Source organism: Martelella sp. FOR1707, assembly GCF_053484265.1.
On the sequence record NZ_JBAKFP010000003.1, the window covers coordinates 590,778 to 614,557 of the forward strand.

The 23,780-nt window shown below is 63.2% G+C and carries 21 protein-coding genes; 9 read left to right on the forward strand and 12 right to left on the reverse strand.

The features are described from left to right. Nucleotides 1–42 precede the first annotated feature (42 nt). The 3 genes from V6765_RS10625 to V6765_RS10635 are packed head-to-tail and all read right to left on the reverse strand — an operon-like array spanning nt 43 to nt 2,854. The gene (locus tag V6765_RS10625; RefSeq protein WP_448428502.1) at nt 43–807 is read right to left on the reverse strand and encodes an ABC transporter ATP-binding protein; all 765 of its coding nucleotides are present in this window, start codon (nt 805–807) and stop codon (nt 43–45) included. Then, a complete protein-coding gene (locus V6765_RS10630; protein WP_448428504.1) occupies nt 804–1,841 on the reverse strand; it encodes a FecCD family ABC transporter permease in 1,038 nt (345 codons plus the stop codon). The genes V6765_RS10625 and V6765_RS10630 overlap by 4 nt, the downstream gene beginning before the upstream one ends. Then, a complete protein-coding gene (locus V6765_RS10635; protein ID WP_448428506.1) occupies nt 1,838–2,854 on the reverse strand; it encodes an ABC transporter substrate-binding protein in 1,017 nt (338 codons plus the stop codon). The genes V6765_RS10630 and V6765_RS10635 overlap by 4 nt, the downstream gene beginning before the upstream one ends. A 227-nt stretch (nt 2,855–3,081) precedes the next feature. Here V6765_RS10635 and V6765_RS10640 point away from each other — a divergent pair, with 227 nt between their 5' ends. The 9 genes from V6765_RS10640 to V6765_RS10680 all read left to right on the forward strand — a co-directional run bounded on the left by V6765_RS10640 (nt 3,082) and on the right by V6765_RS10680 (nt 12,618). Next, a complete protein-coding gene (locus V6765_RS10640; protein ID WP_448428508.1) occupies nt 3,082–4,236 on the forward strand; it encodes a Gfo/Idh/MocA family protein in 1,155 nt (384 codons plus the stop codon). A gap of 2 nt (nt 4,237–4,238) precedes the next feature. Then, nucleotides 4,239–5,396 (forward strand): dihydrodipicolinate synthase family protein, encoded by a 1,158-nt coding sequence (locus V6765_RS10645; RefSeq protein WP_448428510.1) that lies wholly within the window; start codon nt 4,239–4,241, stop codon nt 5,394–5,396. A 13-nt stretch (nt 5,397–5,409) separates the two neighbouring features. Next, nucleotides 5,410–6,228: a sugar phosphate isomerase/epimerase family protein gene (locus V6765_RS10650; protein ID WP_448428800.1), complete on the forward strand. Its 819-nt coding sequence runs from the start codon at nt 5,410–5,412 to the stop codon at nt 6,226–6,228. Between the two features lie 161 nt (nt 6,229–6,389). Continuing rightward, on the forward strand, nt 6,390–7,400 hold the full coding sequence (locus V6765_RS10655; RefSeq protein WP_448428512.1) for a Bug family tripartite tricarboxylate transporter substrate binding protein: 1,011 nt from the start codon (nt 6,390–6,392) through the stop codon (nt 7,398–7,400). 316 nt (nt 7,401–7,716) lie between these two features. Continuing rightward, a complete protein-coding gene (locus V6765_RS10660; RefSeq protein ID WP_448428514.1) occupies nt 7,717–8,217 on the forward strand; it encodes a tripartite tricarboxylate transporter TctB family protein in 501 nt (166 codons plus the stop codon). Continuing rightward, on the forward strand, nt 8,214–9,752 hold the full coding sequence (locus V6765_RS10665) for a tripartite tricarboxylate transporter permease (RefSeq protein ID WP_448428516.1): 1,539 nt from the start codon (nt 8,214–8,216) through the stop codon (nt 9,750–9,752). The genes V6765_RS10660 and V6765_RS10665 overlap by 4 nt, the downstream gene beginning before the upstream one ends. Before the next feature lie 12 nt (nt 9,753–9,764). Continuing rightward, nucleotides 9,765–10,421 carry a TetR/AcrR family transcriptional regulator gene (locus V6765_RS10670; RefSeq protein WP_448428518.1) on the forward strand — a complete coding sequence of 219 codons (657 nt, stop codon included), beginning with the start codon at nt 9,765–9,767 and terminating at the stop codon, nt 10,419–10,421. Then, nucleotides 10,421–11,266, forward strand: a complete 846-nt coding sequence (locus V6765_RS10675) for a sugar phosphate isomerase/epimerase family protein (RefSeq protein WP_448428520.1) — start codon at nt 10,421–10,423, stop codon at nt 11,264–11,266. Before V6765_RS10670 ends, V6765_RS10675 begins: the two co-directional genes overlap by 1 nt. Beyond that, nucleotides 11,263–12,618, forward strand: a complete 1,356-nt coding sequence (locus V6765_RS10680; RefSeq protein ID WP_448428522.1) for an enolase C-terminal domain-like protein — start codon at nt 11,263–11,265, stop codon at nt 12,616–12,618. Before V6765_RS10675 ends, V6765_RS10680 begins: the two co-directional genes overlap by 4 nt. A 93-nt stretch (nt 12,619–12,711) precedes the next feature. Here V6765_RS10680 and V6765_RS10685 read toward each other — a convergent pair whose 3' ends face one another. From V6765_RS10685 to V6765_RS10725, 9 genes are all read right to left on the reverse strand, one after another. Beyond that, nucleotides 12,712–13,797 (reverse strand): ABC transporter ATP-binding protein, encoded by a 1,086-nt coding sequence (locus tag V6765_RS10685; RefSeq protein WP_448428524.1) that lies wholly within the window; start codon nt 13,795–13,797, stop codon nt 12,712–12,714. A gap of 8 nt (nt 13,798–13,805) precedes the next feature. Next, entirely contained in the window at nt 13,806–16,040 is a 2,235-nt protein-coding gene (locus V6765_RS10690) for a glycoside hydrolase family 2 protein (protein WP_448428526.1), read from the reverse strand. A gap of 9 nt (nt 16,041–16,049) precedes the next feature. Next, the gene (locus V6765_RS10695) at nt 16,050–16,874 is read right to left on the reverse strand and encodes a carbohydrate ABC transporter permease (protein ID WP_448428528.1); all 825 of its coding nucleotides are present in this window, start codon (nt 16,872–16,874) and stop codon (nt 16,050–16,052) included. Beyond that, nucleotides 16,871–17,767 (reverse strand): carbohydrate ABC transporter permease, encoded by an 897-nt coding sequence (locus tag V6765_RS10700; RefSeq protein WP_448428530.1) that lies wholly within the window; start codon nt 17,765–17,767, stop codon nt 16,871–16,873. Before V6765_RS10700 ends, V6765_RS10695 begins: the two co-directional genes overlap by 4 nt. Nucleotides 17,768–17,854: 87 nt before the next feature. Further along, nucleotides 17,855–19,126 carry an ABC transporter substrate-binding protein gene (locus V6765_RS10705; RefSeq protein ID WP_448428532.1) on the reverse strand — a complete coding sequence of 424 codons (1,272 nt, stop codon included), beginning with the start codon at nt 19,124–19,126 and terminating at the stop codon, nt 17,855–17,857. A 115-nt stretch (nt 19,127–19,241) separates the two neighbouring features. Continuing rightward, nucleotides 19,242–20,306 carry a LacI family DNA-binding transcriptional regulator gene (locus tag V6765_RS10710; protein WP_448428534.1) on the reverse strand — a complete coding sequence of 355 codons (1,065 nt, stop codon included), beginning with the start codon at nt 20,304–20,306 and terminating at the stop codon, nt 19,242–19,244. 118 nt (nt 20,307–20,424) lie between these two features. Next, nucleotides 20,425–21,825, reverse strand: a complete 1,401-nt coding sequence (locus tag V6765_RS10715; protein WP_448428536.1) for a sulfatase family protein — start codon at nt 21,823–21,825, stop codon at nt 20,425–20,427. Then, complete coding sequence (locus V6765_RS10720; RefSeq protein ID WP_448428538.1) at nt 21,804–22,766, reverse strand: carbohydrate kinase family protein; 963 nt, start codon at nt 22,764–22,766, stop codon at nt 21,804–21,806. Before V6765_RS10720 ends, V6765_RS10715 begins: the two co-directional genes overlap by 22 nt. Nucleotides 22,767–22,775: 9 nt before the next feature. Then, entirely contained in the window at nt 22,776–23,777 is a 1,002-nt protein-coding gene (locus V6765_RS10725) for an ABC transporter ATP-binding protein (RefSeq protein WP_448428540.1), read from the reverse strand. Nucleotides 23,778–23,780 lie beyond the last annotated feature (3 nt).

Consider the following 23,780-nt stretch of genomic DNA (forward strand, 5'->3'; position numbering starts at 1 on the left):
ACTCCATCGCCCTTCGCTTCCCGCACGATGCCATCGACGGGTTCACCGGGGTCGGAAGTGGATTTGCGGATGGCCATGATGCGGGGAGGGGCTTATGGTCGCTGAAACCCGAAACACGCCTTCGATCATCTCCTCCGTCAACACGGTTTCCGGCGCGCCGGAGGCGACGATGGCGCCATCCTTCAGCACGATGATCCGGTCACAGAACATCGCGGCGAGATTGAGATCGTGTAGCGCAACGATGCTTGTGAGGTCGAGTTGTCGCACGGTGTGCAGGATTTCGAGCTGATGGTGGATGTCGAGATGGTTGGTCGGCTCGTCGAGGAACAGAACCCGCGGGCTCTGGGCCAGCGCGCGGGCGATGTGCACGCGTTGCCGCTCGCCGCCCGAAAGCGTCTGCCACGACTGGTTTTGAAGCGGCTCCATGCCGACGCGCCGGAGCGCGCCGGAGACCGCTTCCTGATCGGCAGTGCTCCAGCCGGAAAGCGCCGAGCGATGGGGCGTGCGTCCCAGGCGGACGACGTCGCGGACTGTGACATTGGTATCGGTCGCCGCATTCTGCTGAACGAAGGCCACTTCTTGCGCGAGCATGCGTCGGGGCACATGCGCGATGTTGCGGCCGTGGATCTCGACATGGCCGCGATCCGGCCGCTTCAGGCCGGCAAGGAGCCTGAGCAGCGAAGACTTGCCGGAGCCGTTGGGCCCAATCAGTCCGAGGGTTTCCCCCTCCTGCACATCAAGACTGACATCCTTGACGATGACCTTGCGCCGGACGCCCCAGCTTAACTGGTCTGCAACGACGCTCATGTCCGGGGCCTCGCGCGATAGAGGATGATGGCGAAGAACGGTACGCCGACCAGCGCGGTGACAACCCCGATCGGAATGGTCTGCTGCGGCACCAGCACGCGGGAGGCGATGTCGGCGACGACCATGAAGACGGCGCCGAGGATCGCCGAAGCGGGCAGGAGGCGCATGTGCACCGGCCCCACGACATAACGCGCGGCATGCGGCACCACGAGCCCGACAAAGCCGATCGCGCCGACCTGGCTGACGATCGTCGCCGTCATCAGCGCCGTGACGCCAAACAGGATCAGCCGCGTGCGGGCCACAGGTATGCCGAGGGCTGCGGCATCCTCGTCGCCGAAGGTGAACGCATCGAGCGTGCGCGCCATCCATATGCAGATCGCGAGGCAGATGCACAGCACGACGGCCAGCAGTTGAAATTCTGGCCAGCGAACGCCGCCGAAACTGCCGAGCAACCAGAACATGACATTGCGCGCCTGCTGGGCATTGGCGGAGGTGGTGACGATATAGGCGGTGAGCGCATTGAAGAGCTGCGAGGCCGCGACGCCGGCCAGAATCGTATGGCTCGGACCGCTGGTTGCGCCGTTCGAGAGCAGGGCCACCAGAGCGAAGGCGGCAAAGGCGCCGACGAAGGCGCCGAGCGACAACGATACGGCGCCCGCTCCAATGCCCAGCACGATGACGCAGACGGCGCCGGTTGAAGCGCCCGCCGACACGCCGAGCACGAACGGCTCCGCCAGCGCATTGCGCAGCAGCGCCTGCAGGATGGCCCCGCAGATCGCCAGACCCGCGCCGCAGAGTGCGGCAACAAGGCTCCGGCTCAGCCGGAGGTTCCAGACCACGCTCTGTTCGATCCTGGGAATATCGGCGGTCGTCAGGCCGAAATGGTTGGTGACCGCCAGAAAGACGGATCTGACAGGTATGTTGTAGTCGCCGATCGCGGTCGCCAGAGCGATCACGCCGACAAGGACGATGGCCGAACCGGCCAGCAGCAGGGCCAGCCTGAGGCCGGCCCGTGTGTCATCCGCGGTATTCATTTCGAAAGGTCGATCGCCTCGAGTTGTCCGGCGATTTCCTCCGCGCCGTAGAGCGTGCGGATGCTGGGGTTCATAGCCGCCCCGCTCATGACCACGATGCGCCCCTTGCTAACGGCGTCCATCTGGCTGACGGTCGGATCGGACTCAAGGAATTCGATCTTGTGTTCGGCCGTGTCGAGATCCCATCGGTTGCGGTCGACCTGCGCGGCGACGATGACGGTGGGGTTGGCCGCCATGATGCCTTCCCAGTTGGAAGTCGGCCACTCCGCCTTGGTGTCGAGCGCGTTGCGTCCGCCCAGGAGATCGGCGATGAAGCCGGAGGGACCGTTGCCGCCGCCCAGATAGGCGTCGTCGGCGGGCGACGGGCTCGAGAACCAGAACAGAAAGGTCAGATCCTCGTTTTCGGAAAATCGATCGCGCAGCGCCTGTTCGCGTGCCTTGAAGTCGGCGATGAGGGCCTGTCCGCGATCCTCGACATCGAAGATGCGGGCAAGATCGTCGATCTCCTTGTAGAGGAGATCCATGTTCCAGAGCTGGTCGCGGCTTCCATAGGCGTCTCCGGTGTCCAGCTTGGTCGAGCAGGCGCTCGGAGAGAGGTAGGCGGGAATGCCCAGGCTTTCGAAGTCGTCGCGCTTGGCCAGCTTGCTGTCCGGGCCCATCAGGATCGGCAGCATTGCCGCAACGAAATCGGGCTGCTGTTCCAGGACGGACTCCAGCGTGGGGAACTCGACGTTCAGCAGCTTGACCTTCGCATTGGCCTCCGCAAGTTCGGGCAGAACCTCGTTGGGCCAGAAGGCGGTGGCCGCCATCCTGTCTTCAAGGCCCAGCAACAGCATGATTTCGGCGCTGTTCTGGCCAAGCGCAACGGCATGTTCAGGTGCCTTCTCGAAGACCACGGTTGCGCCGCAGTTTTCGATCGTGAGCGGGTAGGAGGTGGACGCGGCCAGCGTCGGCACAGACGTCAGGGCCACCATCAGGCCGGCGGCAAAACCAAGTTTCTTATACGATTCCATCTCTGACTCCGTGCATTTGTGTCGTTGGACCGCTCTTTAGAATTGGTGCGTCGTTAAATCAAGACTAAACAACTCATGTTTGTGTCTGTCGGTGCCGGAATGGTTTTACGACCGCTATCATCGTCTCCACTGGATCGCCCATCCGTTTCACCAAAGGTCACGAATAAAATCGTTTGACGCGTTTATTACTAACTGGTAGGTAATAACCAAGTTCAGGGAGGAATTCTATGGCTGATACCAATCGTATCGGGATCATCATGCACGGCGTCACCGGCCGTATGGGAATGAACCAGCACCTTATCCGCTCGGTGCTCGCGATCCGCGATCAGGGCGGTCTGCGCTTGAGTGACGGCTCGCTGGTGATGCCGGACCCGATCATCGTCGGCCGCAACGCCGCCAAGATCGAGGAACTGGCCAGGCGCCATGGCGTCGAACGCGTCACCACCGATCTCGATGCGGCGCTTGCCGATCCCTATAACGTGATCTTCTTCGATGCCGCCTCCACCAAGCTGCGCCCGACGCTGCTGAAGAAGGCGATCGATGCCGGCAAGCATGTCTATTCCGAGAAGCCGGTCTCCGAGGGGCTGCAAGAGGCCGTCGAGATCGCCCGCTATGCCAAGGAAAAGGGCGTCAAGAACGGCATCGTCCACGACAAGCTCGACCTGCCGGGTCTCGTCAAACTGAAGCGCCTGCGCGACAACGGCTTCTTCGGCAAGATCCTGTCGGTGAAGGGCGAGTTCGGCTACTGGGTCTTCACCGGCGAGGATCAGCCGGCGCAGCGCCCGAGCTGGAACTATCGCGCCGAGGATGGCGGCGGCATGGTTTCCGACATGCTTTGCCACTGGCGCTATGTGCTGGACAACGTCATCGCCCCGGTCAAATCCGTATCCTGCACCACAGCGACCCATATCCCGACCCGCATTGACGAAGAGGGCAGGGAATATCAGGCGACCGCCGACGATGCTGCCTATGCGACCTTCATGCTGGAAGGCGATATCGTCGCGCACATTAATTCGAGCTGGTGCACCCGCGTTCGCCGCGACGATCTCGTGACCTTCCAGATTGACGGCACCCATGGCTCGGCCGTTGCCGGTCTGCACAAATGCTATAGCCAGCACCGCGCCAACACGCCGAAGCCGGTCTGGAACCCCGACGAGCCGCAGAAGATGAACTTCTTCGAGGACTGGCAGGAAGTGCCGGATAACACTGTGTTCGACAACGGCTTCAAGGTGCAGTGGGAACAGTTCCTGCGCCACGTGCTGGAAGACGGCCCCTGGGCCTATACGCTGACCGAGGGCGCAAAGGGCGTGCAGCTCGCCGAAGCCGGCTACAAGAGCGCCCGCGAACGCCGCTGGGTCGACCTCGAAGATTTGGGGATTTGAGCATGACTGCAATCAAGCTTCCGACCGCCTCCGGCGGCATCGAGACCTTCTCCTTTTCCGGCGCCAGCGTGACGCCTGACCGTGGTGAATGGAACCGCAAGGTGTTCGCCGCCGCCCATGTCGTCGTCGATCCTCTTGCCGACAACAATCCGTGGTCCGACTGCAATGTCGACTGGGACAAGACGCTTGCCTTCCGTCATCATCTCTGGTCGCTCGGCTTCGGCGTTGCCGAGGCCATGGATACCGCCCAGCGCGGCATGGGCATGGACTGGCCGACCTCGCTGGAGCTGATCCAGCGTTCCGTCAAGGAAGCAAGGGCCGGCGGTCATTCGATCGCCTGCGGCGCGGGCACCGATCATCTCGACCCCGCCGATGCCAAGTCCATCGACGATGTGATTGCAGCTTACGAAATGCAGTGCGAGGCGGTTGAGGCCACCGGCGGTCAGGTGATCCTGATGGCCTCGCGCGCGCTCTGCAAGGTCGCAAAAAGCGCCGATGACTATGCCCGCGTCTATGGCCGCATTCTTTCCGGCCTGAAGCAGCCGGCCGTGCTGCACTGGCTCGGCGAGATGTTCGATCCGGCGCTGGAAGGCTACTGGGCGAGCGCCGATCACATGACGGCGATGGATACCTGCCTGAAGATCATCGAGGACAATGCCGCCAAGGTCGACGGCATCAAGATCTCGCTGCTTTCGGCGGAAAAGGAAATCGCCATGCGCCGCCGGCTACCGGACGGCGTGAAGATGTATACCGGCGACGACTTCAACTATCCGGAGCTGATCGCCGGCGACGACCAGGGCTACAGCCATGCGCTGCTTGGCATCTTCGATCCGATCGCGCCGGTTGCCGCCACCGGGCTTGCGGCCCTTGCCAAGGGCGACATGCAGCGCTGGGGCGCGGTGATGGAGCCGACCGTGCCGCTGTCGCGCCACATCTTCAAGGCGCCGACCCGATACTACAAGACCGGCGTCGTGTTCCTTGCCTATCTGATGGGCCATCAGGACCACTTCACCATGCTCGGCGGCCAGCAGAGCGCCCGCTCGGCGCAGCATCTGGCCGATGTCGTTCGCCTTGCCGATGCGGCTGGGCTGATTGCCGACACCGAGATGGCCGCAGCCCGCACCGCGCGGGTGATGGCCACCCACGGCATCGGGGTCTGACGGCATGGCGGTGATCACCCCCGAACGGCTTTCGCTGAACACCGCGACCACGCGGGCGCAGTGGAAGCTCGATCAGGCGATCGAAGGCTGCGCCCGTCACGGCTTTGGCGGTCTCTCGCCATGGCGCGACCAGTTACAGGCGCTTGGCGCGGAGAAGGCCGCCCGGCAGATCCGCGATGCCGACCTTGTTGTCTCGGGCCTCTGCCGCGGCGGATGGTACACGGCCGAAGGCGCGCTGACGGATGCCGTTCTGCAGGACAACCGACGTGCTGTCGACGAGGCTGCGACAATCAACGCCGAGTGCCTCGTCATGGTCGTCGGCGGTCTGCCCAAGGGCAGCCGCGATATCGCCGGCGCCCGGGCCATGATCGAGGAAGGTCTTGCAAAGACGCTCGAATACGCCCGCACCGTGAACGTGAAGATCGCCATCGAGCCGCTGCATCCGATGTATGCGGCCGACCGCGCCGCGGTTAACACGATGACCCAGGCGCTCGATATCTGCGACCGGCTCGGCGACGGCATCGGCGTTGCCGCCGACGTCTACCATATCTGGTGGGACCCGGCGGTGACGGCTGGGATCGTCCGCGCGGGGAAGGAACGGCTGATGGCCTTTCATCTGTGCGATTGGCTGGTGCCGACCACCGACATGCTGAACGACCGCGGCATGATGGGCGATGGCGTGATCGATATCCCGGACTTGCGCGCCACTGTCGAGGCGGAAGGCTTTTCGGGGCTGAACGAGGTTGAGATTTTCTCGGCGGAGAACTGGTGGAAGCGCGATCCGGACGAGGTGATGGAGATCATCATCGAACGCGCAGCCAGCTGCTGCTGAGCTTGAATTACCTGTTTGCGCAGGCAGGCGGCCGGAAGGTCGGGGGAAGTGCAAGAGGAACGCTTCCCCGGCGGATCGGCCGGAAACTGCGGACACCGGTCACTTGACACGAGGTCGGGTGCCCGTAACCTACTATCCAGTAGTCAAGGGAGGAGACTATCATGTGCATGCTTTCGAAACTGGCTGTTTCCGCAGCCGCAATCGCTCTTTTTGCCGCCGGTTCCGCCTCGGCGCAAACCTGGCAGCCCGATCGGCCGATCAACATCATCGTGCCGTGGTCGGCGGGCGGTTCGACCGACCAGGTCACCCGCGTGGTCGCGCCGATCCTCTCCGAGGCTCTCGGCACGGAAGTCGTCGTGGTCAACCAGCCGGGCGCATCGGGCTCGATCGGCACCAAGGCGGCGATGGACGCCCCGCATGACGGCTATACCTGGACGGCGAACGCGATCGCCAACAACGCCACCTACGCCGTTTCCGGCCTTCTGGAAGAATCCAACATCGACGACTACCGGATCTACCTGCACGTCGCCAACGCGCCGCTGATCTCGGTCAACGCCGATGCGCCCTACAAGGACTTCGGCGAACTGATGGAAGCGATGAAGACCGGCGACGTGACCGTCGGCACCGCCGGCGTCACCTCGTCGGGCGGCACCGCCTTTGCCACGCTGCAGGATGCGATGGGCGGCGAATTGTCGGCCCGCATGGTCGCCTATGACGGCGGCAACCCGGCCGTTATCGCCGCGGCTTCCGGCGAGGTCGACATGACCACACAGCTTGCCGTGGAGCAGACCGAAATGATCAAGGCGGGGCGCCTGCGTCCGCTCGCCGTGCTCTCCGATACGCCGCTCGAGATCGAAGGCATCGACCCGGTTCCGCCGGTGACCGAATGGCTCGATATCGATGTCGCTCCGGACTATTTCGGCGTCTTCATCCCGAAGGGCGCGCCGCAGGAGGTCTATGACACGGTCGATCAGGTCTGGGCCGACAAGGTGATGAACTCCGAGGCGCTGAAGAAATACGCCAACGAGCGCGGCGCGAGCTTTGCGCCGAGCTATGGCGACGAGGCCCGCGCCCGCGCCATCCCGGTAGCGACCAACGAGGCCTGCGCCATGAAGGCCCGCGGCGAGGCGGTGAAGGACCCGGCCGAAGTCGGTCTGACCTGCCCGGAATAAGGCTGGCTTAGGAGCTACATCATATCTCCTCCCTGCGGGGGAGATAATCGCAGATGGCCTTTGGGCTCGCTCCCGATATTCTCTCCCGCTTGCGGGAGAGATGCCCCGAAAGGGGCAGTGAGGGTGATGCAGCATTTCCGTTCGTGAGGGCGCCCGTGTGGACAAGTTCCCCCCTCACTGTCGCTGTCGCGACATCTCTCCCCTCCGGGGCGAGAAGATCGGGGGCTGTGCGGAGAGACCAATTCGGGCGTTGCGACCACAAACAACAAACCGGGGCGGCGGAGCCGCCGCCCCATCCCGTTTCCTCGGAGGCTTCATGCTGAAAATCCGCTCCGTCGACATTGCCGTCTCGACCATCCTGCTCGCCGTCGGGATCGCCCAGCTTATTGGCGGCTACACCATGGACCGGCTGGAAGTTCGGCACATTCCGCCGGCAAGCATTCCGGGCCTGCTGCCGATCGTGCTCGGCATCGCCATGACGATCGTCGCCAGCCTTCAGCTCATCGGCCTGTTGCGCAGTCGGGACGGAGACGACGAGCGCCGGGCGAGCGGCATCGTGACCCGCGAGGAACTGGTGCGGCTTTCCGGGCTCATTGCCCTTTGCGCGATCTACGCGATCGTGCTCGTCGGGCGCGTGCATTTCTGGGTGGCGAGCAGCCTGTTCGTTGCCACCTTCATATTGGCCTTCGAGTTTTCGCCCGGCATGCCGCGGCGCGCCATGATCATCACCATCGTTCGCGCGCTGGTGATTGCGATCGTCTTCGGCGGCGCGGTGTCATACCTCTTTGAAGATCTGTTCCTGGTGCGCCTGCCATGACCCCTGTGATCGATGCGCTCGCCAGCGCCTTTTCCGAACTCACCACGCCGATGATGCTTTTCAACGTCGTCTGGGCGACGCTGCTTGGCATTTTCGTCGGCGCGCTGCCCGGCCTGACGGCGACCATGGGCGTGGCGCTGCTGACGACGCTTACCTATTCGCTCGACCGCAACACCGCGATCATGGTGCTGATCTGCATGTATGTCGGGGCGATTTATGGCGGCTCGCGCAGCGCCATCCTGCTCAATATTCCCGGAACCCCGGCGAGTGCCGCCACCGCGCTCGACGGCTTTCCGCTGGTGCGCAAGGGCAAGGGCAGCCTCGCCATGGCGATCGCCACGCTCGGCTCGATGCTCGGCACGCTGGTCGGCATTGCCATGCTGGTGATGATCGCGCCGCCGCTGGCGGAAGCCGCCTTCGGCTTCGGCTCCTACGAGTTCTTCTGGCTGGCGCTGTTCGGCATCATCATTTCCGGTCAGCTCACCCATTCCGGCGAGCCGCTGAAGGGCTATATGGCCGGCCTGATCGGGCTGTCGGTCGCGATGATCGGGTCGGAAGGAATTCATTCCTATGTCCGCTTCAATTTCGGCATCCAGCAGATGAATGGCGGGATCGAACTGATCCCGGCCATGGTCGGCGCCTTCGGTTTCGCCGAGGTGCTGTTCGCGATGACGCTGCCGGCGGCCGAACTTGCCCGCAGCAAGTCCGTGCCCGCGCCGCTGAAGGAGCTTTTCGGGAGCGTTTGGCGCTACAAGCGCACCGTGCTCGAATCCGGCGTCATCGGCACGCTGGTCGGCATCATTCCGGGCGTGGGCGAGGATATCGGGGCCTGGGGCTCCTATGCCGCCGCCAAGCGCCACTCGAAGGAACGCGATGAGTTCGGCAAGGGCAGCCAGGAAGGGCTGATCGCGGCCGAGACCGGCAACTCCGCCGTCGTTCCCGGTTCGCTGATCCCGACGCTGACGCTCGGCGTGCCGGGCTCGGCATCGGCGGCCGTGCTGATCGCGGCGCTGTTCCTGCATGGCGTGCGCCCCGGTCCGATGATCATGTTCGACCAGCCCGACATGATCTACACCATCGCCGTGATGCTGATCTTCGCCACCATTGCGATGGGCGTGTTCGGCATGGCGCTGACCCCGCTGTTCGTGAGGGTGCTTCAGATCCCCCGCACGATCCTGATGCCGATGGTGTTCACGCTCTGCGTCATCGGCCCCTACGCACTCTCCCAACGGATTTTCGATATCTGGGTGATGTTCGCCTTTGGCGTCGGCGGCTATATTCTCCGCCGTCTCAACTACCCGATGGCGCCGCTTGTGCTTGGCATCATCCTCGGGGCGCTGCTCGACAAGAGCCTCCGGCGCGGGCTGATCCTGTCGAATGGCGACATCACCGCCTTCTTCACAAGGCCTGTTTCGGCCGGCTTTGCGGTGCTGATCGCGCTCACCATCCTGTTCTCGATTCCCGCCTTCCGCCGGTTTGCAAGCTTCAAACGCTGGCGCGGCGATGCTAACGGGGAAGACGCGAAGACGAAGTAAGGAGAAACGGGCGTGGCAAGGCGGACAGCGGTAAAGACGAGACGGGGAACGCGCGATGCGGAGGCCTCGCGCGCGGCCATCCTCCAGGCGGCGCTCGATGAGTTCTCGTCGGTCGGCTATGACGGCGCCCGCGTCGACCGCATCGCCGCCGAGGCCGGTCTCTCCAAGCCGCTGCTCTACGACTATTTCGGAGACAAGGACGAGCTCTACAAGGCGGCACTGCGCGAGGCCTATGTGCAGATCCGCGCCGGCGAGGAGAAGCTGGCGCTCGAAGCGCTGTCGCCGGAGGAGGCCGTCGGGGCGCTGGTGATGTTCACCATGACCCACTTCCGCACGCGGCCCTGGTTCATCACCATGCTCAATACCGAAAACCTGCGGCAGGGCTCCTCCGTCGGCAAGATCGGCGACCGGCGCGAGATCCAGTCGAAGCTTCTGATAAAGCTTGAGGAAGTGCTCAAAAGAGGCTGGAAAGACGGCGTTTTCCTGCGGAAGGCGGAGCCGGTGGAAGTCTATCTGATGATCGCTTCGCTCTGCTATTTCCCGGTCTCCAACCGTTTCACGCTCGCCGAGGTCTTCGGCTTCGACGCGAGCGAGGAGGGCCTCAACGCCCATGCCCGCCGCGCCACGGAAGCCGTTGTCGGCTGGCTCAAGCAGAAAGACGCAAGCTGATGCCCCGCCTAGTCTGCTGCAACGAGTTGCTGAGCCGGCAGGGGCTCGATCTTCGCGCGCAGTGCCGGTTCGCAAAGGCCGTCGGCTATGATGCGCTGGAGCTTGCGATCGAGAGCTTTCCCGCCGATCCACGCGCGCTTTCGGACGGGCAGGTGAGGGCGATGCGGCTAACGGCGGCCGATGAGGGCATGGAGATTGCCGGGCTGCACTGGCTGCTGTCCTCCGCCCCGGCGCTTTCGATCACCGATGCCGCGGTGGCCGCAGAGACGACGGATTATCTGCTGAAACTGGTCGAAATCTGCGAAGGGCTGGGCGGGCATGTGCTCATCCATGGCTCGCCCCAGCAGCGCCAGCCCGTTCCCGGCACGCCGGATGCGGCGACCTATGACCATGCGGCGAAATTGTTTGCGCCCGTCGCCCGCGCCTGTCATGACGCCGGCCTTGCCTATTGCATCGAGCCGCTTTCGCGCGACCAGACGCCGTTCATCAACACGCTGGAGGATGCCCGCCGGCTTGTCGAGATGGTGGGCTCGCCGGCGTTCAGGACCATGCTCGACTGTTCCTCGGCGGCGCTTGCCGAGGCGGAAAGCGTGCCGGCGCTGATCGAAAAATGGATGCCGACAGGACTGATTGCCCATGTTCATCTCAACGACAGCAATCGCGGCGCGCCGGGCACCGGAGCCGATGACTTTTCCGCGATCATCGCCGCGTTGATCGCGAGCGGATATGGCGGGGACCTGTCGGTCGAACCGTTTACCACCTGCGTCAGCGCGGAGGTGACTCTTGCCATTGCCTCGGCCACCACGCGGGCCCATCTGCAAACGCACGGGAGGAAAACGCCATGAGCGCCGCACGGATTTCGCTGAAGGCGATTGCGTTTCGGACCCGGCCCGTCCGGTTCCGGCTGCCGTTCCATTTCGGCAATACCGTGGTCACGGAAACCGATCAGGGCTTCGTTTCGGTGACTGTCGACGTCGATGGTCGGATAGCGGAGGGCCATGCGGCCCAGCTCATGGTGCCGCGCTGGTTCGACAAGCGCCCCAGCCGGACGAACGACGACACCGTCGCCGACCTGAAGCGCTCGCTGGAGTTGGCCTGTCAATCAGCCGAGGATATCGCCTCCGAGACCATCGCCGCCGCCACGACGCGCATGCGCCGGGAAGTCGAGGCGGCCATGCCGGAGGGCACGCCAAGGCTCGCCGCCCATTTCGGCCCGGCGATTGTGGAAATGGCGTTGATCGACGCGGTCTGTCGCGCGCATGACTTCAATTTTCCGCAGGCCGCAAGGGCCGACGTGTTCGGCGTCAGCGCGCTTGGCGCGCCCGATATTTCGCCTGCCGCGATCACCGGCGCGCTTTCTGGCATCACGCCGCTGCCGGCGATCGCGCCGCGCCAGACCGTCGGCTTCGACGCGCCGATTTTCGAGAGCGAGGCGGACCCGGGGAGGGTCGATGACGGGCTGCCGGTAAGCCTCGAAGCCATCATCCGCGCCACCGGCATCCGCGCCTTCAAGATCAAGCTCAAGGGCGACCCGGATGCCGATATCGACCGGCTGGCGCATATCGCCACGCTTGTGGACCAGATGGGCACTTACCGCGTCACGCTCGATGCAAACGAGCAATATCTGCCCGACCGTTTCGCAATCTTTCTCGAAAGCCTGCAGGGCGATCCCAGGCTTTCGCGTCTGCGCGCCGCAATCGCCTTCATCGAACAGCCCTTCGCCCGCGAAACAGCGCTGACGCTTGAGATCACGCCGGCGCTTTCCGTTTTCCCGCTGATCATCGATGAGAGCGATGACCACGATGACGCCTTCGCAACCGCGATTGCCCATGGCTGGTCGGGAACTTCGATAAAGAGCTGCAAGGGCGTGCTGCGCGCGCTGCTGAATTATGCCCGCATGGTCGATGGCTGCGCCCGCGGTAAACGGCTGTTCATCTCGGCGGAAGACCTGACCTGCCAACCCGGTCTCTGCTGGCAGCAGGATACGCTGGTGGCGGCAACGCTCGGCTGCCGGGATGTGGAGCGAAACGGCCACCATTTCGGCGGCGGGTTGCAGGGCTATGACGATCTCGAAAAGGCCCGCCTCCTCGCCGCCCATCCCGATCTCTACCGCCGTCAAGGCGATCGCATTGACCTTGTGATCGAAGACGGCACGGTCGCCATCGGCTCGCTGTTCGGGCCGGGCTTCGGGCGGTAGTCGCCGGAGGCTAAATTTCCAGAGGCTGGCTCGCCGCGCTGCGGCAGGGCGATGCCATGTCACGGCGTCCACTCCAACCGCCGTATAACGGCATCAACGCGCGATGCGATTGCCGGCGTCGTCGAAGATATGCACGTCGGCGGCGTCGAAGGTGACGAGGATGGTGGTGCCGGTTTTGAGCGCGTGCTGGCCGGCTAGCACGGCCATGACCCGTTCGCCGTTTCCGGCTTCTCCGTAGACCACGGTTTCCGTTCCGAGAGCCTCGACCAGGGTGATGGCGATTTCGAAGCCTGTCTGGCCCTCCGCCGCCAGCCTGATGTGCTGCGGGCGCACGCCAAGCGTCACTTTGGCGCCGGCGGCCGGCCTTGCGCCGGTGATCGCCAGACTGAGCGTCTCCTGGCCGAGGAGGTTGATCCTGAGGCCGTTCTCATCGGCATCGGCAACGCCGGCCGGCAGGAAATTCATGGCCGGCGAGCCGATGAAGCCGGCGACGAACAGGTTGGCCGGCGTGTTGAACAGCTCCAGCGGCGTTCCGATCTGCTCGACCTTGCCTGCGCGCAGCACCACGATCCGGTCGGCAAGCGTCATCGCCTCCACCTGATCATGGGTCACATAGACCATGGTGGTCTTCAGCCGGTCGTGAAGGGCGGAGAGTTCGGCGCGCATATGCACGCGCAACTCCGCGTCGAGGTTGGAGAGCGGCTCGTCGAACAGGAAAACGTCCGGGTGGCGCACGATCGCGCGGCCAATTGCCACGCGCTGGCGCTGGCCGCCCGAAAGCGCCTTCGGCTTGCGGTCGAGATAGGATTCGAGCTCCAGCATCCGGGCGGCTTCCATCACCCGGGTCTCGATCTCCTTTTTGTTCATGCCGGCGAAGCGCAGCGCGAAGCCCATATTCTCGCGCACCGTCATATGCGGATAGAGCGCATAGGTCTGGAACACCATGGCGATGCCGCGCTTTGCCGGGTCCTCGTCCGTCATGTCCGTCCCGCCGATCGAGAGCGAGCCGGATGTGATGTCCTCAAGCCCCGCGATCATCCGCAACAGGGTCGACTTGCCGCAGCCGGAAGGCCCGACGAAGACGACGAACTCGCCGGACCTTATGTCTAGATCGACGCCCTTGATGACCTCGATCGCGCCGAAGGACTTGCGGATTTGGTTGAGCGAAACATCTGCCATGGCAAACCTCAGCTGATCGTGAAGGCGATAGTATCATCGGCAAAGGCGGCGCAGCGGACCGCCAGTGTCAGCGCGCCCGGCTCATCGCCCGCCTCGATATAGAGCCCCGCCGTGCCGCCCCGGAAGCTTGTAATCTCCGGCCCGACGATCCGGCCGGGCCCATCAAGCGAAAGCGCGACCGGCTCATCGAAGAACGGCATGATATTGCCGCACTGGTCGAGCGCGCGCAGGATCACGCGCACGCAATCCTTCTCGCCCGCCCTCAACTCGGTCGCATCCGGCGCGATCTCGAGCGTGGTCGGCACGGGGTTGCCGGAGAGCTTCATGGTCCTGACCGGCTTGCCGTTGATATAGCCCGTCAGCGTGCCGTCGAACCACTGGCGGCCCCAGTCTCCGAATTCTTCCGCAGACACATTGTTGACGTCGAGAATGACCGGCGGGTGAGGAAGGTGCGGATATGCCGCGCGGGCAGGCTCCACCCGCTTCGGCGCGCTGTCGCCGACGGTGAGTTCGATATAGTCGCAGTTGGTCAGGATGATCAACGGCAGCACGCCGCCGATATTGCGCTCGCCGCGGGCCCAGAAGGTGACCGGCTGGAGCACCACGCCGTTTTCAGGATCGCCTTGCGAGGCATAGGCATAGGCCGCGAATTTCGGTTCGCGGTACATGTCCATCACGCCGTGATAGCAGATCCGGTCGCCGGAGCCGAAATCGCTGTGGGTGTTGTAGTCGAACATGCACCATCCGGTGCTGCCCGCAATCGTCGGGTCGCCGGCAACGGCGTTCAGCATCTGAAGGTGGCGGGTCACATGCTCGGCCTGGCGGCTCTCCTGATCGAAGCGCTTGGTGGGGAACATGTGGCCGTTATATTCGGTGATCATGTAGGGCACGGTCTTTGTGAGTCCGGTCACCTGCTTCTGGTCGCGGGTGCAGATCCGCGCGTGATTGCGGCCCGGCTGCTCCTCGTCGCCGAGAACGAAGTCGTTCATGGTGTAGACGTCTTCCAGCATCTCGCTGTTTTCGATGCAGCGCACGCCGCCGGTCTGGCGGGTGGAATCGAGTTCGCGGGCGACCCGGTTGGTCTCGGCGTAGAAGTCATGATCGTCGGCGGATTCGTTGATGCGCACGCCCCATATGATGATCGAAGGATGGTTCCAGTCGCGGGTGATCATCCGGCGCACATTCTCGACCGATTCCCGTTTCCACGCGTCGCCGCCGATATGCTGCCAGCCGGGAATTTCCTCGAAAACCAGAAGCCCGATCTCGTCGCAGCGGTCGAGGAAATATTTCGACTGCGGATAGTGCGAGGTCCGGGCGATGTTGCAGGCCAGATCGAATTTCAGGATATCGGCATCCTTCTCCTGCCCGCGCCTGCCCATGGCATATCCAAGATGCGGCCAGCTCTGGTGGCGGTTGAGGCCGCGCAGTTTCAAGAGCCTGCCGTTGAGGCGGAAGCCGTCGCTGGCGAAGGACGCGGTGCGGAAACCGAAGCGGTGCGCAACTTCGTCCGTGCCGGCCTCGGTTTCGAGCGTCACGGTGAGGGTATAGAGCGCCGGGTCATCGATATCCCACAGCCGGAGACCTTGCAGGTCGGAAAGCGCAAGGCGCGTCTGCCGGTCCGAAACGGAAGCCTCGGTGGCGGCGATCACATTGCCTTCGGCATCGCTAAGCGTCGCGGCGAGCCTGCCGGTGGTCTCGTCGGTCAGGAACACGTCGGCGGTCACGCTCTTGGCGTCGGCGAGCGCGTCGGGCGTTTCGATCTTGACGTTGTCGATCGCGACCGGGGTCGTCACCTTCAGCCAGACATCGCGGTAGATGCCGGCGAAGGTCAGATAGTCGATGACATTGCCGAAAGGCGGGATATCCGGGTTTTCGGAACCGTCGATCTTCACCGTCAGCAGGTTGTCGCCGTCCTTCAGATGCGGGCCGATCTCGACCTCGAAAGGAGTATAGCCATCCTTGTGGGCGGCGATTTCTTTGCCGTTCAGGTAGACCACGCTGTCGGCCATCGCTGCGTCGAAGACGAGCGCGACCCGCTTGCCGGCGAAACCGGGCTCGCTGGCAAAAACCTTCTGATAGGTGAAGGCACGCTGATAGCGTTTCTCGTCGAAATAGTTGAAGGGCAGTTCCACCGCGGTATGCGGCAGGCGCACCTTTTCGCCATCGCGCAGGACGCTGGTCGCCGCATCGTCGAACCCTTCGGAGGATACCCAGCCGGCATTGAAATTCTGAACTTTACGCATGTGTATGACCTATTTGACGGAACCGAGCATGCCCTGGACGAACTGGCGCTGCATGGCGAAGAAGATGATAAGCGTGGGAAGGGTCGCGAGGATCGTGCCGATCATCACCGTGCCGTAATCAGGATAATAGGCGGAGGCGAGCGAGGAGACGACCAGCGTGATCGTCTTGGTCTCATTCGATTGCAGCACGATCAGCGGCCACAGATAGTTGTTCCAGTAGAGCATGAACACGATGACGAAAGCCGCCGCATAGGTGGAGCGCATCACCGGGAAATAGATATGCAGGAAGATCTGCCACTCCTTCAGTCCGTCGACCTTGGCGGCGTCGCGCAGCTCTGACGGGAACGCCTTGGTGGCCTGGCGGAAATAGAAGATCACGAAGGCCCAGGCGATGAACGGCAGGATGATGGCGATATGGGTGTCGATCAGCCCCGCCTTGGCGGTCATCATGAACAGCGGGATCATGATCGCCGCAAACGGCACCATCAGCGTCAACAGCACGATGGCATAGATCCGGTCGCGCAGCTTCGAGCGGAACACCTCGAAGCCGTAGCCGGCAAGCGAGGTCACCGTGAGCGTGAGGAAGGTGCCGAGGCCCGCGATCTTGATCGAGTTCCACATGATCAACGGCACATCGACCTGCGAGACGAAGGCATTGATGTTCGCCATCAGCGCGTTGCCGAAGGTGACCTTGCCGATGACGATATCGGCGGTGGTGTTGGTCGCGCCGATCACCATCCAGATGAACGGAAATACCGAGATGAAGGCGGCAAACCCCAGCAGGATGTATTTCAGCGAACCGCCGGCGAGGCGGACGAGGCGGCGGGCGGTCATGTACGTTCCCTCGCGGCGTAGAACTGCAGGAAGGACAGCACCGCGACGATCAGCACGATGACGTATGAGACCGTGGCCGCGTAGCCGAAATTGGGCATGAAGCGGAAGGTCAGGTTGTAGATATAGAGCGACAGGGTCAGCGTCGCGTTCGCCGGCCCGCCCTTGCCCTCGGTCAGGTTGTAGACTTCGTCGAAGAGCTGCAGCGTGCCGATGGTGGAGGTGATCGTGGTGAACAGGATCACCGGTTTCAGCATCGGAATCGTGATGTGCAGGAAGCGCCGCCATGAAGGCACGCCGTCGATGCGGGCGGCCTCGTAGATCGACCTGTCGATGTTCTGGAGCGCTGCCAGATAGAAGATCATGTTGTAGCCGGTCCAGCGCCAGGTGATGGCGAGGATGACCAGAACCTTGGCCCAGAACGGATCGGTGAACCATTCGATCGGCGCGTCGGCAAGGCCCACCGCCATCAGCGTGCTGTTGATGATGCCATCGGTGGCGAACATGCTCTTGAACAGGATCGAATAGGCAACCAGCGAGGATACGCAGGGCAGGAAGATCGCGGTGCGGAACAGGCCGGAAAATCTGAGCCGCGGATTGTTGAGCGCATTGGCGAGGATCAGCGCCAGCACGATCATGACCGGCACCTGGATGACAAGGAAGGTCAGCGTGTTGGTCAGCGCCTGCCAGAAGATCGCGTCATACCAGAGACGCTCGATATTCCCGAAACCGACGAAATTCATCATCATGCCGCGGCCGGAATAAAACGACAGCACCAGCGAGCGGATGATCGGATAGAACATGAAGGCGGCAACGAGAATGAGGGCCGGCGCCACGAACAGCCAGCCGTTGACGTCGTAGAACCGCTTCAGATTGCCGGGTCTTGCATTAGCCATGGTCGGTCCCAGTTGCCGGCGGGCCGGCTTTCCAACAATCATGATGGCGAAAGCCGGAGCAGGCGGGCCCGCCCCGGCGGATCGCCGTTACTGGATCTGGAACTTGGCCTGATCGTTGATCGCCTTCAGCACCTCGTCGACCGGCTTGCCGTCGATCAGCGATTGCAGGTTGGAGGTCACCGCGACATCGAGCTCGTTGGTGAAGATGCCGTAATCGACCGCCGGGATCTGGTTCAGCCAGTCGGAGAACTTCTGCCAGACCTTCTCGCCGCCGAAGAACGGATCGGCCTCCTGATAGGCCTCGCCCTCGCGCGCGGCGAGCAGCGAGCCGACCGCGCCGCGCTCGACCAGGATCTTCTGGTAGAATTCGGTGTCCTTGGCATAGATCTCGTTGAGGAAATCGATCGCCTCGTCCTTCACGTCGGAACTGTCGAGCACGTACCAGCTCGACCCGCCGAGGTTCGAGGCGTTGCCCGCGCCCTCGACGCCCTCAAGCGACGGAATCGGCGCGACGCCCCATTTGCCGGACTGGTCTTCCTGCGCCTTGATCGTGCCGGTGATCCAGACGCCGGTGATGACCGAGGCGACATTGCCGGAGGTGAACGCGTTGACATAGTCCGACCAGCCGGTCGCCGGATAGATCAGGCCTTCCTCGGCAATCTTCGCCTGGGTTTCGAGCGCTGCCTTCAGCGCGGCGTTGTCGAGAACATTGAGATCGCCGTTTTCATCGAAATACCAGCTGCCGGCCGACTGCATCATGATCCGGGTCATGCCGCCGTCATTGAGGTCGAGCGTGGTCATCTTGTGGCCGGTCTTTGCCTCGACTTGCTTGCCGATCTCGATGAACCGATCCCAGGTGATGTTCTGCATATCCTCGGGTTTGAAGCCGGCTTCCTCCAGATAGTCGCGGCGGTAATACATGCCGGTGACGCCGGTGTCGAAGGGCATGCCGTAGACCTTGTCGCCAACCGTCATCAGCGACACCTTGTAGGGCGCGAAGGCATCGTAGTCGACAACGCCATCCATGGCCGCGAACGCGCCGGGGAAGGACTGGAGATATTTCTGCGCGCCGTAATCCTCGATCAGCACGATATCCGGCAGCGCGTTGGTCGCGCCGGAGGCCAGCGCCGTCTGGAGCTTCTGCTCGACATCGGCCTTGGCGAAGTCGACGACATTGAAGGTCGTGTCGGGGTGAGACTTGGTGTAGATCTCGCCCGCTTCCTTCATGATCGCGACGTTGAAATTGGGGTCCCAGCACCAGATGGTGATCTCACCCGCGAAGGCGGCGGTGGCGCCGAAGACACATGCTCCCGACAGAGCCACACCCGTGATGCGGCCCAGCACTTTCTGCTTATCCATTGGTTTCCTCCCGTTTGGACATTTGCCCGACGGCGCTCCCTGCCGTCCCGAGGGAAGCTAACTACAATTTGGAAAACTTGACAATAAAATTTTTAGTAAAAATCAGTAAATAAATTTACCCGACAGGCGGATGGCGACAGCTGTCGCGCCAGATCATCTCGCCCGGAATTGTCACCCGCTTGGTGTATTCGCGCCCGTTGATGCGCTCGACCAGCAGGTCGACCGCGCATTCGCCAATGGCCTCGCCGGGTATCTTCATGGTGGAAAGCGCGGGATTGAGAAACTGGGCGACCGGTATGTCGTTGAAGGAGGCGATGGCGATATCGTCCGGCACCGAAAGCCCTGCCTCGGCAAGCGCCCGCCCGGTTCCAATCGCGATATTGTCGTTCGCGGTCAGGATCACATCCGGGCGTTCGGCGCGGTCTAGCAGGTCACGGGCATGCTCGTAACCGACCTCGAGCCGCAGATTCTGCCCGTCATTGCAGTCATTGTTCAGGGCGATCAAAGTGGGGTCGAAGGTGCCACGCGCCTTTTGCCAGTCGACATAGGCCCGGCAGCGCGCTTCGCTATAGGGCACATCGCCAAAGCTGATCCTGTCCTCCGCGCCGATGAAGGCGATGCGCCGATAGCCGGCAGCGGCAAGGCCATCGAGAATCTTCGTGGTCGCCAGAGCCAGGTCGCTGGAAACGCAGTCAAACTGCTCGTCCGAAGGCTGGAAGTCGGCGAACACCAAGTGGTCGCAGCATTCCTCGAGAAAGGCGATCTCCGCCGGCCTGTGCTTGCCGATGGCGATGATGCCGGCGACGCCCTGCAGCAGGCTGCCCTCGTTGAAAAGATCGGCGTGAAACACCTTCACGATCTCGCTCTGGTAATGTTGCGACCGCCGTTCTATGCCCAGCCTCACCCCGATATAATAGGGGTCGATCAGTTCCTCATCGCGCTCCAGGAAGTGAACCGTGGCAATGCGAGGCATGGCGGCGGCCGGTTGCGGCTGGCGGAACGGCGCGGGTTTGCGGCGATTGCGGTTGCGCGGCGTTGCGTAATCGAGTGCTTCGGCGGTCTCGATGATCGCCTTGCGCTTGGCCTCGCTCACCGAAAGCGTGGGATCGTAGTTCAGCACGCGCGAAACCGTGCCGGCGGAAACGCCGACCGCCTTGGCAATTTCTCGAATTGTGACCATCAACTCCCCCGAAGCAGCCGGGACCACAATGGTCTGGCACGTCTAGTAAATTTTTACCGAAACGAGGATGAAGCGCAACCCATTCCTGAAATGTTTCGCTTCGCCCACGGCGCGAGCGCTATCGCGAGCCGGGCTTATCCGGGTCGAAATCGAAGCGCTCCGGCACGGCGAGGCCGTTTTCGAGGTGCTTTTCGATGGCGCGGAGCGATAGGCCGTCGCGATAGAGCCAGGGGTCGCGGGTCTCGTGCTGCCAGGCCTCTGTCGCGGCGCGCATTTCCAGCAGGCGATCGCGGTGAGCGGGGTCGTCGGCCAGATTGTTTACTTCGTGCGGGTCGGCTTCCAGGTCGTAGAGCTCCTCCGGCGGGCGGCGAACATAGTCTTTGACCGACCGCCTGCCGATCATCGCCGGGTTTTGATTGCGGACCCCCTCCCATGTTAGCGAACCGTAGAGATCGCCCGAGAAGGGGAAATCGAGCTGCCAGGCGACGTTGCGGTGATATTTGTAGCGCGTGGTCCGCATGAAGCGCGTCGGCCAGTAATTCGTCACCTCGTGGAAGGTGTGGGAGCCGAACACCGCCTGCCAGTCGTCCTCAAGCGTTTCTGATTCGAGGATCGGAAGCAGCGAGCGCCCCTTGCGCTGGCCAGGCGGGGTGGCGTGGCCCGCCCAGTCGAGAAAGGTCGGCAGGATATCGGTGAAGGACACCAGATTGGGATTGGCGACGCCACCGCGTCCGCCCGGCTTGCGGATGATCAGCGGCAGATGCACGCCGGCATCGTAGAGCGTGGTCTTGGAATTGAGGAAGGGCGAACCATTATCGGAGAGGAAGACGACGAGCGTGTCATCGGCAAGCCCTGCCTTTTCCAGTTCATTGAGAACCATGCCGACGCCCTGATCGAGGCGGTGGATCGAGCGGTAATAATCGGCGAGTTCCTGGCGCACCTCCGGCAGGTCGGTCAGGAAGGGCGGTACGGTGACGTCTTCCGGCGCGAAGACGCGGTCCTCGACGCCGGGATAGGCGCGGTCATTGCCGAAGCCGCCGCGAGTCTCGTCGCGATGCGGATCGATGAAGCCGATGGTGAGGAAGAAGGGTGTCTCCTCCGCTTTCGCGTCACGGAAAAAGGCGGATGCCCGGTTGGCCGCCCGGCGCACATCGCGTTCCCAGCTTTCATCGCGCACCTGCCAGGGATAGACGGCATCCGGCCCGACATGGATCTTGCCGATGATCCCGGTCTTCATCCCGGCCGCGTTCAGAAGCCCCGGGGCGGTTTCGACGTGATCGAAGGTCATGAAATGGTGGTGGTCGTGGTTGAGGCCGTATTGCCCGGTCTCGTGGGTGTGGAGGCCGGTATAGATCACAGAGCGGCTGGCCGAGCATGAGGCGGTTGACGTGAACGCCATGTCGAAGCGCGTGCCGGTTTCGGCAAGCCGGTCGATATTGGGCGTCGCGATCGCGGTCTCGCCATAGCAGCCGGTCATGCGGCCGAGATCGTCGGCGATCAGGAGGAGGATATTGCGCATGAGACATCGCTCCGTTCGATCGCAGCGCCACTGCGGGGAAATTCGCTGATCACGGCGGAGGCGACATCGATGCCGCGCCTCAACGCCGCGCGTTCGGTTTGCCCTTCCGCGATGGCGCTCAGATAGCCCGCGTTGAAGGCGTCGCCCGCGCCGACCGTGTCGATCACATCAAGGGAGCGGGCCTGTTCGATGATATAGTTGCGGTGCCGGTAGCAGGCGGCGCCCTCGGGGCCGCGCTTGACCACCAGCGCGGCATCGGGGCGCATATGGGGGGCGAGCGCCCGGCAGGCGGCGTGGACGGCGTTTTCGCCGGAAAGGCCGAGCGCTTCCTTGTCGTTCAGCAGGATATGGTCGGCGAGACCGACCCATGCACGGGCACTGGCGATGGCGGCATCGGTCCAGCCATCACCCGGCCAGCCGGGGTCGATGGCAATGGTTGCGCCGCGCGCCCTCAGCCGCTCCAGAAACGCTGTGTGCTCCGCCATCAGGCCGGGCAGGGCGAAGCCGCCGGAGACCAGCGCGATCGCGCCTGCAAGCGGCCAGTCTTCCAGGGCGGCGGAGAAGAAGGCGGCATCGAGCCCGTCGAGATGACCGTTGGTGGAAAAGAAACTGCGCTCGCCGCCCGTTTGCAATATGCCGACGGACATCGATGTCGGGCCGGGCCGGGCGGCGATCCTGTCGAGCCCGCCGGCGAACTGGTGGGTGATCATTGCGCCCGCCGCATCGCTGCCGGTCGCCGAGACGAGGCCGACGGGGTGGCCGAGCCGCTGGAGCACGAGTGCGGTATTGGCCGCCGATCCGCCGATGCGGAAATCGGAGCGTTCGAGAAACACCTCCGTTCCCCATTCCGGCCAGTCGTCGATGCTGCCAGTAACGAGATCGAGATTGGCATTGCCGATCACGCAGATCGGGCGCGGCGGTTCGCTTGGTCTGCTGTTCATGCCGGTCTCCTAGATCGCCGCGCCGGCAGCGTCGAAGCGATGCAGCGCCGTCTCGTCCGGCGTCACGAAGACCGTCTCGCCGGCTTCAAAATCCTGCGCGCCCGGCGCGCGGACATTCAGCATGCCGGCATTCTCTGTTTCCACGTGGATATAAGTATCGCTTCCAAGCTCCTCTGAAAGCAGAACTTTTCCTTCCCAGCGGCCACCCGCGCGCGAGATCGCGAGATGTTCCGGGCGGATACCGCAGGCCGCCGCGCCGAACCCGTCAGCAATCTCGCCCTCGATCACATTCATGCGCGGCGAGCCGATAAATTCGGCGACGAAGCGGCTGGCGGGTTTCATGTAGAGTTCCATCGGCGTGCCGACCTGTTCCACATGGCCGGCGTTCAGCACCACGATCCTGTCGGCAAGGGTCATCGCCTCAACCTGGTCATGGGTCACATAGATCATGGTGACGCCCTTCATGCGTTTGTGGAGCGCTGCAATCTCGATCCGTGTATCAACCCGGAGTGCCGCGTCGAGGTTCGACAGCGGCTCGTCGAACAGGAAGATGCGCGGCTGGCGGGTGATCGCCCGGCCGATGGCGACGCGCTGGCGCTGGCCGCCGGAAAGCTGGCGGGGCTTGCGGTCGAGATAGGGCGTGATCTGCAGCATCTCGGCCGCCTCGCGGATGCGCTTGTCGGCCTCGGCCTTGTCGAGCTTCGCCTGTTCCAGACCGAAGGCCATGTTCTCGTAGACCGTCATGTGCGGATAAAGCGCATAGGACTGGAACACCATGGAGATGCCGCGCTTTGCCGGCAGCACGTTGTTTACGCGCTCGCCGTCGATCATCAGGTCGCCGCCGGAAATGTCCTCAAGGCCGGCGATCAGCCGAAGCAACGTGGACTTGCCGCAGCCGGACGGCCCGACGAAGACGACGAACTCGCCCTTTTCGAGGTTGAGGTCGATATCCTTCAACACCTCGACATGGCCGAAGGACTTGCAGATTTTCTTCAGTTCGATGGAGGCCATGAG